Below are 9,721 nucleotides of genomic sequence, written 5' to 3'. Positions count from 1 at the left end.
TTCACAAAGAAAGCACGGAGTACCGAGATTTTTAGGCTTTAGGGCATAGACCCGTTCCGTTAACGTTGATCGGACTCCACACCTTGGATAGATAGGACGAAGGAATGTGAGGGCATAGACCCGTTGAGATTTGGGAGAGTGAATCCCAAGGACCTTGTGGAGAGAGACGTGCAGTAAATCTTTATATGGAAGATGTTGTAATTAGACCAGCACCTTCTATTCCCGCATGCCCTCAAACGGAACTGCTTAGCCCATCTCATGTAATCCTTTAAACTCCTATTTAAACATACATGTGAAATTCTGCGAATGAGCGAGCATTCGTGAGAAAAACCTTATTCTCTGAGGGAGCCATCCATGCATCTCTTATGCTGCACCACAGAGCATGAAAGTTAATCCGTTCTTTCATGGTAGTTTAACAAAAAGAAGGAAGCCTTAAGGGGGGCAATGCCTCGCTTAAGACTTCTACTTCTTAACTGCAGCTTTAAGACAAGTTTAACGCACTCAGGCTTTTCGGACAGGGCACTGGATTTCTGTAATGTATTCATTCGTATCGGTTGTCGACCATTCTCCGGCCAAATATAACTCCCGTTGCGGTCCAGCTATCTCGTACAGGTTTTCCTCCAGCCAATTCAACAAGCTGCTATATGCGTTATGGAGGGTTTGATAGGGGCCTTTATGGACCACGCATGCCATTTCGGTAACCCCTTCAAGAATCTTGACCTTGATACGGTCGGTTTCCGGTAAATCTCCAGATATCGGCTCAATCACCTCTGCATCGATGGATGAATCACTGCTACCTTGATGGTAAATCACCATGCAGGGAGGAACAACTTTCACTCCGTGCTTTTCAATATGCTCCCCCAAAGCTTGCCAGAGATGTCCTTGCTCGCTATGCGTTGGAATATGGTCCCTGATTGAAACAACTCGTACCGGTTCAATCTGCTTGATAACACAATCATACCTCATTGCGTGTCCCTCCTCTTTCATATAATTCTCGATCCGGGCAAGTCTTGTTTGCTCATCCCTTACTCTCGATAAGATCTCGGAATGCTTCACTTCTAGGAACGTGCGCAGGTGTTCAGGGTCCATGTCCGAATGGAGAAGGATGGAGATCTCCTCTAAGGAGAAGCCAAGATCCTTCAGGACCATGATCCGATTTAGTTTGGACATCTGGCTTGCCATGTAATAGCGATAACCAGTAGAAGCGTCGATATGTGCAGGCTGTAACAGTCTACGCTTTCATAATGCCTAAGAGCTTTCACCGTTACCTTACTCAGTCGTGCAAAATCACCAATTTTGAACATATTCATCTCCTGTGTGCACACTTATTTCGAGGTCCTCACCTGCAGGATAAAGCTTTCCCTTGCAGGAGAGTCAAGAGGTTCTGGTAAATTTCTTTTTAAGTCGGACAAACCGCCCATTGGGAACAGGCTGCCAATCATATCGGCAGCCTGCTCGTCTTGATACTATCGTATTCGTTAGCGTAATGAATTTTTCAACAATTTTCAATCGTGACACATGTGATATGACAATCCATCATGGGTATTATCATTGAACATTTATAAAGTTGAACACCATTGATTTCAATATCCTCAATCGTTATCTCATGAAAAAAGAAATCCATTTCATCTGGTTTTCGAGGAACCGTCCCATTCATGCCTTCCAGCCATGTGTTAATACTTACCGAAAAACAATCCCTAAATATAATTACCTTGTCATTTTCATTGTTATTTGAATCTCCATACCTTATTTGAACAAAATGTGATGCATGGTCGTATGAAAATCCCTTTAACTTTGCATCAATATAATCTGTTCCTATTTGTTCGATAAGTGCCTGACTGCTTGGTCTCATGGGGATAAATCCTCCTACAGAAGCATTCTACTTGATTTAATTATACTAAAGATTCAAAGGCTTGTTGAAGAAAACTACCCGTAAATTCAATAAAACGAGCAGGCTGCCGCTGCTCGTTAATGTTTTTTATTCAGCTATCGTTACCTGTTAACCATCCATGCATCTCATATGCTGCACCACAGAGCATGAAAGTTAATCCGTTCTTTCATGGTAGTTCAACAAGATAGGCGAAGATGCTACCTCTTCGCTATTTTCTGGAATTGCTTATTACAGTAGAGCCAACGACAAGCGTAACTGCAATGACCACTATAATAAATGTAGTTTCTTCTATGTCGTGAACCTGATGAATTAAATTAGCAAAGTACAGTAATTCAATTAATAAGATAATTATCCAGATTCCTAAATAACGATTGAGATTGATTTTTAACACCTCCTATTGAGACACAGCCATTAAACCGAATGCCGTTTCGTCCTGTTCGTTGAGTTATCGTTACCCGTTTGCTCAACGAGTTGCTCTAATTATCAAACCAAAAGACCATACGGACATTCTCAGGCTCGTCAATTTTACTCAAACGCGGGATAAATTCATTCACAAAAGGGATAACCAACGCTTCGAGAGGAAAGATTTCGTTATCGTCATCCTCGATTTTTTGTTGCCAATCATATTCGAGAAGTTCTTTTAAAGTGAGCCAACTTCTTGTATGCGCGTCCCCATTTTCCTCGTCGCTTTGATTTTTCACCTCTGGGCTTACATCGTCAGGCAGTCCCTTTGGCAGTGATATAGGTTGAATAGTATATCGATTTCTTACATTCGCTAATATCGCAAATAGTAGATAATTTCTATCTGTCCAGTATCTTTTTCGAACCTCCATTACCTCAAAGTAAGGGTCATGTATCCATTCATCCACGCTAATCCATTCAGTAATCAAAGGATTGCCATTTTTAATTGTTTTCTGCTCGATATATACATGAATGTCGGTCCCCAATCTGTCTCCCTACCTTTCATTAACGAAGTTCACCTGAAGTTCATCAAGCCCCTTGATTTTAACACATATTGGAACTAAACTGCCCGGTAGTTGAGAAAACGGCAGCCATTATGTTGGCCGCCGTTTCTTATGTTCATTAAGCAATTGTATCCGTTAGTTCAATGAAGGCGCTACATTTCAGTCCCACTAATCCCGAGCGTCTTCTCCCACAACCTGGTTAGATACAGCATCAATATATATCCCTATAGCCCCAATTAACTCGTCTTGATTAGTCTTGAAGGTAACTTTATAAATGTTATTTGATGTTTTTATAGAGTCTTTCTTAAGTGGCACTTGTTCAAAACTCGATTTTTCTATGGAGGCTTCCTTCCAGTCACCAATAACAGTTTCTCTTGCGATTTCACCTACTTGTCCCCATGCAATTTTTCTTAACTCATTCCCATCACCAGGTATTCGTTCTTCAATGGGGATAGTGGAACTGGTAGATAGCGAAACAGTTTCCTCTGACTCAACTGATTTTGATATCTGAAAATTACCACAGCCGGATAAGAATAAAATCACAATTAAAGTCCCAATAAAAACTGGCGTCATTAAGTTCATATGTAAACCTCCTCTGCTTATACAGACGTTCAATGAGAAGTTATGTTGCATTACGCGACACCACAGATTATGGAAGTAATTGCATTCTTCCATGGGAGCTTAACGAAAAATGGATCAACTACCGCCGGCAAACTGCTCCATGATGCGTGAACTATCGTACCCGTTAGTTTAATGCCCCAAGCGAAGGCGCGGGAGCGTCCTTTTTGTTTTGATAATTACATATGTCCGATTGCTTTTGTCAGTTTATTCTCAATTTCAAACTCCTCGTTGTTTGCTTTAATAAAAATGACCTCTACATTTCCTTTACTATGTTTAATCAGGGATTCACCGAAATTCATATTCATGAAGTTATTATGAATCTCCAACGCCCCTTCTTCTTTTTTTCCAATATCAAAAACATAAATTGTAATTATATCTCCTTCATTTGTTTTATAAGTCTCCTGTTCGGTAGCCAACTCGGAATGAAAAAGTGCCTCACTCTTCACCAAGTCGATATCTTGCTTAATAACATCCATAACCTCGCTTAATTGAAAACTTACATTGTAATCTTCATCCTTATCTTTATTACCGTTGCATGCAGTCATTGGAAGTAATACTGCCATCAAAAGCAAAATAAGTTTCTTCATAGTTCCTCCTTCTTGAACTTTTCTCGGCTTAAACAAACATCACCATATTTTACCATAATGTTTCGCTATTCTGCCCGTTAACATCAACAGGCTGCCGAGTGAATCATCAGCAGCCTACTTAAGCATTATGGAGCTATCGTACCCGTTACTTAATGACGGATAATTTATTTATGATATTTTTCAATATTTAAAAGGTGCTGTTTTAGCCTACCGTAGTAATGATAGGGTTTTTCCTTTCCCCAAACCCAGAATAAGTCCCCATTGTACATTAAGAATCTTTCGAACCATCTTTCGAAATTTAATCCAATTTCCTTCGCATTATCAACAAACAACTTCTCACTCCAATATAGATAGCTGTTTTCTCTTTGGTTATCCGTATAATCTTTTGAATTGATGAAGAGTATATCACCATTATCGCTTCCTATTGGAAACCATCCATCGGGTATCAAATCTCTATAGTTATACTCGATATAGTGCTGATAAATCTCAAGTAATCCGAATATTTCAAATCCATCACCATATTTAGGATGGCAAAAGAGCTGTACTCCGTTATGGAGCAAGAGAAACAACTTAAAGTCTACAGGAAACTTGATGTTGTGTTCATTTTGAAATTCCACGATTTCTTCAATAGTCGCAGCGGGGAAGAAATAACAGACTAGATTTTCAGTGTAACCCCATTCCCGCTGAACCAGTAACGAATTCTCCTCATTTAATCTCTTTTTAAATGCATCAAGCGTGAGTTCAACTAAACTGTCAATCAAGACATGCACCCCTTTATGTAACTTTTGAAAAATCGCCCTTAAATATGGATAATGGATGTATAGATTCGATGTTATTTCTCTCTATTCCTCCTAGACATTGCTGTATTATCCTGCCCGTTAATATAATGAAGCTATCGATCATGTCGACAGCTTCGTCTTGGGGTGGTTTATTCAGCTATCGTTACCCGTTAGCGCAACTGAGTTCAGTTATTTTGTCTTTACATCCGATTCTCTTCTACTTGGAAAATACTCTGGTTCCACAAAACTACCTCTTGTATGAAGGGTCCCATGAATACCATTTACGTTCTTCTTGTCAATTTTTTTGTGGTAAAAATTGTTCCAGAACTCAATATCGTCTTCAAGTTCGGGAAAGTCGCTCAGAAAAGCGATATCCTGTCCATCAGGAAAAATCCTTACAAATTGTTGTTCACTAACTTCAAAAACTGGATTTGTACCATTGACTCCACCGTCGATGACTTGAACACTTTTTTTTATCATCCTATCACCTCCAAAATCACAAGGACTTTCTACGTTATACTGCCCTTTAGCTTAATAAAACAAGGAGCAGCTCCGTGACAAGCCGCTCCTTTTTTCGTTTAACTACCGTATCCCGTTAACGTAATAATTGTTCTGCGTTTACTGTTTTTTTGAATGTCTAATAATTTCGCCTGCCACTGTTTGTGGTGGATTCGATAGCATTACATGTGACACTTCTTTTCCATCCATCGAGGACGTTTTTGCTTCTACACTTACCCTCTCGCCAACATTAAGGTCTGCATACAATTTCGTATCCTCTATGTGATACCACATTAAATCAGTTCCGTCTTTCATAAGTTCAAAAATCGATTTCGTTTTTGAATCTTCTTTAGAAATATTCTCTGCAACTAATATCATAGGAATGTTACTGTCGATTTCTTTTTCAATGATATAATCGCCCTTTTCTGATTGTGTACTGCATCCAATTATCAATCCAACTACAGCAATAATTAATACTAATAATGCTCTTCTCATCTTGGTTTCTCCATGTGGTTTGTTTGCGTTCTATATAGTGACGCTTTATAACAATAATTGTTCCGACTCTTAACCAGGTAATACATGGATTTAGCGTTTATCCCTTTATTCTTCAAATAAAATAAGTTAACTCATGATTGAACTATCGTATCCGTTAAAATAGCAGGCTATCGAGGAGCCTACTCATCAATGTGTGATTGAACTATAGTAGCTTAAAGAGCTGATGAGGGTTAAGTTTGCCTGGGTTCAGTCGACCACTGGGGTAACCGTCCATTGTAAATGCTATGTTGATCTAATTTCTTTCCATTGAACTTCACCAGATTTTTTCATTTCGTATTCTATAACCGATACTGATTTTGATCTAGGAACTAATTTTCCTTCTGAGTTGTAATAATATTTCACCCTCAAATCTCCGCCATATTGTAAATCGGTTGTAATAAATTCTATAGATGGATCTGTATTCCCAGTCCTATTTCCAATTCCTCTCAGTTGTTCAACAACCGTATCAATTTCTAAACTACGCCTACAATCCCATTGAATGGCTCTGTTTTGAGGGTCGTCATACTCCCAAGAATTTTTATACAGGGTTATCCTAACGAATGATTCATTTATTATTAAAGTTTCGTAGCCCCCCTTAAATGCAACTAATCGTTCAAATGGAATATATTTATAAAATAACGGTCCAAACCACATCTTCCATGAAGATGTAAAACCAATCTCATGAAAATATTGAATATATCCAGGTAAACTTAACGGGTCAATTATTTCTCTTCTAGGCAATCTCGGGTCTTTAATTATTTTAACGTTGTTCAAAGACTTGTTGCGTCGCTTATAGTTGTTGGGGTCCTTATTGGACTGCCAGAAAAAATCTTCTTTGTCCATTGCAAAAGCTGTAATTGCTTCTAATTCAACAATAAGTTTTTCGATTCGGTACATGATTTCTTTGATATCAATATTAGCCGCTGATACACTTACTGTTGTTTGATATTGTAATTTTGCAATAGAGATATTGCTATTTTCATCAGATAATCTTATAGAAAATCGGCTTTCTGCGACTTCATTATTCAAATTCTCATAGAATTTATGTGGCTGAAATGGAACAATTTTGTTTCCTGTAGTTAAATTCCCTGCCATATCGGTAGGTGTAAACCACAACAAAAAATCAAGCCACATTTTTATATTTTTTTCGTTAAATGTATTGTGGGGTAGAATGACTTTAATAATTATCTTATTTTCTATCATATATCAAACTCCTCAAAAAAATATCTATAGCCTTGATCTTTGATGTAAGCTGTTGCTTTTAAATGAGTGAAATAACAGTAAACATACCGATAAGACACTGGCACAAAGAATTTTAACCTTAAGCGGATCGTCATGGAGTGTGCTTAAAATTACTTAATTTAAAATTAAATTCCAGTTAGTTTTGTAATATTTTTCAAATATCCCTGCCCATTAACTTAACGAAGGGCTGCCGAAGCGGCAGCCCTTCCGGTATTGAGCTATCGTACCCGTTAGTTGAATGACTAAAGTCTTCAGGTGACCACTTTTGCGGCTCCCCTTCACTTCATAAAAATATTCACGTCCATTTCAGTTAAGTGTTGTATTTCAGGCAAATCGACACTCGAATATGAACTCTCTCTATCTTTCTTTACCTTCGTTGATTCCAGGAATGTACGTAGGATTAATTCTTGATGCTTTCCGGTAAGAGGGGCAAATAGAACGATGCAGTGTTCAGGTCCGTCTGCGTTTTTTGAGATATGCATAGATAGCGTCTCCAATTGATTTCCCTCCGAATCAAAAAGTTTAAACTTGAGATCCCTCATCACTGTGACCTCTCCTTCTCTTCTGTTTTCGGAATGAATATTTGACGGATCCAGTTCCACAGGCCGCTCCAGATCAAAAGCCACTTTGGTGGTAAGCGGTGATATTGTGATGTTCCTAACGGCAATCTTTATATTATCTATGCTTCGGATAAGAGGTGGGTCAAATGTTTGCTCGATTAAACCATCCGTTATTTTGACAACCTCTGCGTTAAATGACCAATCCCCATGTAGTTTTTCCACTTTGCCATCTTGGGAGATTGCCACCTCATCTATTCGAATGCTAAGTGTAAACTTATCCGGCAAAGTCTTTTCTACGCTGAAACGTAAAACCGTAGCCATTGTTCCGTCAATAACTTCTTTCGAAACACCTCCTAATCCAGAGCTTATGGGTTCCCCTTTAATGTGAATCATCAGTGGATCCATGCTAAGCTGCAGGTTCGAATCGTGTAAAAAACCAATTGATATTCGGGTGCCGTCATAAACAATTTGATCGAGCGTGATTGACACACCTTTATCCTCAACGGTCTGTCTCACAAAAGAACTTGATAGCTCATCTCCAGCTATTTTTAATCCGACGTCGCCGGCCGTCTTGAAAGCTGAACCGATAACCGGCAGATGACTCAAATAGTTTGCCATCACAGGAGAGACAAGCCCAAGTGAGAAGATACCAACAATCATAGCAATCATCACCACAGCAATCTGCCAAGCAACTTTTCTGACTCGACTATTGCTTCTGCGCTTCGGTAAATTAGAGTATACAAAATCCATTTTCTCTCTGACCAATTTCGGCATTGTGCTTGTTTCATCCAACAATGCATCTCGGATAAGTAGATCTCTCTCCAACTCATTCATACTTTCTCACTCCTTTCGGCTTATCCTCCAAGTGTAAAGCAAGCAGCTCCCGAGCTCGAGATAGCCTGGATTTCACCGTACCTTCCGGCACATGAAGTTCAGCGGAGATTTCCTTAATGGATAGATCGCTGTAATAGTACAGCACAGCCACCATTTTAAAAGGAGACTCGAGACGATCAATCAAGTCGCGGAGTTCAAAAAGCGTAAATCCTGGCTCCGGCATGGTGGGAACCGATATGTCTTCAAGCGAAATAACACTTTGCTTTGATTTAAGAATTCGTTTGCATTCATTAATGAGTATCCGGATGAGCCAGGTTTTAAAATATGCAGGTTCCTTCAAGCTGTTTATGGAGCGATAAGCACGAAGCACGGCCTCTTGCATTGCGTCCGCACAGTCGGCATCTGTATGAAGAAATGCTTTTGCTGATTGATATAAGTGTACTTCGAATAATCGGATTAGACGGATGAATGCGTCATTATCCCCATTCTTTGCCTTTTCCACATCAAGGCTCCAATTCAAACATTATCAACTCCTCTGTCTCAACCGATGGGAGCATTTTAAACGGTTATATAAATTAGACCACGAAAACACGAAGCAGGTTCGCTTCATCTAAAATTTTTATTGCTGTCTTTCAGCCCAAACGACCGAGCTCCAACTTCGATATCGGGGCTATATTCAAGCTCACGTTCCAGGAGCTCCACATATCAAGCAACAACACATCTCGTCCTCCGCTTCACCATATCATTCGCTGCCGGCCTTTATCCTACCTGCTAGCGGAGAAGGCTGCCGACATCAAATAGATCGGCAGCCTTCTTGTTTATTGAGCTATACCCGTTAGTTCAATCATTTATTGGCTTTTCAGCGTCTACAATAAGAGAAACAAAGCCTAGCTTACCTTCAATATTCCTATGGTCAAAACGTTTGGAACGGAATATAAAACCCTTCTAGCAGACAAAATTGCTTACCTTCACCACCTTATCCTGCCCGTTACTTCAACGACCATGAGCAGGTCGCCACGGCGCCTGCTCCAGTTATAATTACTTCGCTATCGTACCCGTCCCTCGGTTTTAAGGGTTTTTCTCACATATACTCACTCATTCGCAGGATTTCGTCGCCATAGAATACAGCTGTTGTTCAGAAAGCAAGCTCATTAGACACCGTTGCTCTGGTCTTGGGCATGCAGAAATAGAAGAAGCGTGTGGGACATTT

Annotated in this window: 11 protein-coding genes; all 11 read right to left on the bottom strand. The window is 39.6% G+C overall.

Translation table 11 applies throughout. The features are described from left to right. Positions 1-501 precede the first annotated feature (501 nt). Complete coding sequence (locus tag DFP97_RS31825; protein ID WP_425453571.1) at positions 502-1,230, bottom strand: MerR family transcriptional regulator; 729 nt, start codon at positions 1,228-1,230, stop codon at positions 502-504. A 265-nt stretch (positions 1,231-1,495) separates the two neighbouring features. Then, positions 1,496-1,852, bottom strand: a complete 357-nt coding sequence (locus DFP97_RS29435) for a hypothetical protein (RefSeq protein WP_114384225.1) — start codon at positions 1,850-1,852, stop codon at positions 1,496-1,498. A gap of 515 nt (positions 1,853-2,367) precedes the next feature. Beyond that, positions 2,368-2,838: a hypothetical protein gene (locus DFP97_RS29430; protein ID WP_114384224.1), complete on the bottom strand. Its 471-nt coding sequence runs from the start codon at positions 2,836-2,838 to the stop codon at positions 2,368-2,370. 186 nt (positions 2,839-3,024) lie between these two features. After that, a complete protein-coding gene (locus DFP97_RS29425; protein WP_114384223.1) occupies positions 3,025-3,438 on the bottom strand; it encodes a hypothetical protein in 414 nt (137 codons plus the stop codon). 215 nt (positions 3,439-3,653) lie between these two features. Further along, complete coding sequence (locus tag DFP97_RS29420; protein WP_114384222.1) at positions 3,654-4,064, bottom strand: hypothetical protein; 411 nt, start codon at positions 4,062-4,064, stop codon at positions 3,654-3,656. A gap of 164 nt (positions 4,065-4,228) precedes the next feature. Further along, positions 4,229-4,825: an SMI1/KNR4 family protein gene (locus tag DFP97_RS29415; protein WP_181873733.1), complete on the bottom strand. Its 597-nt coding sequence runs from the start codon at positions 4,823-4,825 to the stop codon at positions 4,229-4,231. Between the two features lie 207 nt (positions 4,826-5,032). Then, a complete protein-coding gene (locus tag DFP97_RS29410; RefSeq protein ID WP_114384220.1) occupies positions 5,033-5,323 on the bottom strand; it encodes a hypothetical protein in 291 nt (96 codons plus the stop codon). A 138-nt stretch (positions 5,324-5,461) separates the two neighbouring features. Beyond that, positions 5,462-5,836: a DUF3221 domain-containing protein gene (locus DFP97_RS29405; RefSeq protein WP_114384219.1), complete on the bottom strand. Its 375-nt coding sequence runs from the start codon at positions 5,834-5,836 to the stop codon at positions 5,462-5,464. Positions 5,837-6,118: 282 nt separating this feature from the next. Then, positions 6,119-7,078, bottom strand: coding sequence for a hypothetical protein (locus tag DFP97_RS29400; RefSeq protein WP_114384218.1), 960 nt, complete (start codon positions 7,076-7,078; stop codon positions 6,119-6,121). Positions 7,079-7,395: 317 nt separating this feature from the next. Further along, a complete protein-coding gene (locus DFP97_RS29395; RefSeq protein ID WP_114384217.1) occupies positions 7,396-8,511 on the bottom strand; it encodes a DUF4179 domain-containing protein in 1,116 nt (371 codons plus the stop codon). Beyond that, positions 8,504-9,031, bottom strand: coding sequence for an RNA polymerase sigma factor (locus DFP97_RS29390; RefSeq protein WP_114384216.1), 528 nt, complete (start codon positions 9,029-9,031; stop codon positions 8,504-8,506). The genes DFP97_RS29395 and DFP97_RS29390 overlap by 8 nt, the downstream gene beginning before the upstream one ends. Positions 9,032-9,721 lie beyond the last annotated feature (690 nt).

This window comes from Paenibacillus prosopidis (assembly GCF_003337375.1).
Classification (GTDB): Bacteria; Bacillota; Bacilli; order Paenibacillales; family Paenibacillaceae; genus Pristimantibacillus; species Pristimantibacillus prosopidis.
The sequence above is the reverse complement of the archived record's forward strand: the minus strand, read 5'-3'. Positions and strand labels throughout refer to the sequence as shown.

Excerpts from the sequence above, each read along its gene's own strand:
- DFP97_RS29435 (WP_114384225.1), bottom strand. The coding sequence starts at position 1,852 with ATGAGACCAAGCAGTCAGGCACTTATCGAACAAATAGGAACAGATTAT.
- DFP97_RS29425 (WP_114384223.1), bottom strand. The coding sequence starts at position 3,438 with ATGAACTTAATGACGCCAGTTTTTATTGGGACTTTAATTGTGATTTTA.
- DFP97_RS29420 (WP_114384222.1), bottom strand. The coding sequence starts at position 4,064 with ATGAAGAAACTTATTTTGCTTTTGATGGCAGTATTACTTCCAATGACT.
- DFP97_RS29410 (WP_114384220.1), bottom strand. The coding sequence starts at position 5,323 with ATGATAAAAAAAAGTGTTCAAGTCATCGACGGTGGAGTCAATGGTACA.
- DFP97_RS29405 (WP_114384219.1), bottom strand. The coding sequence starts at position 5,836 with ATGAGAAGAGCATTATTAGTATTAATTATTGCTGTAGTTGGATTGATA.
- DFP97_RS29400 (WP_114384218.1), bottom strand. The coding sequence starts at position 7,078 with ATGATAGAAAATAAGATAATTATTAAAGTCATTCTACCCCACAATACA.
- DFP97_RS29395 (WP_114384217.1), bottom strand. The coding sequence starts at position 8,511 with ATGAATGAGTTGGAGAGAGATCTACTTATCCGAGATGCATTGTTGGAT.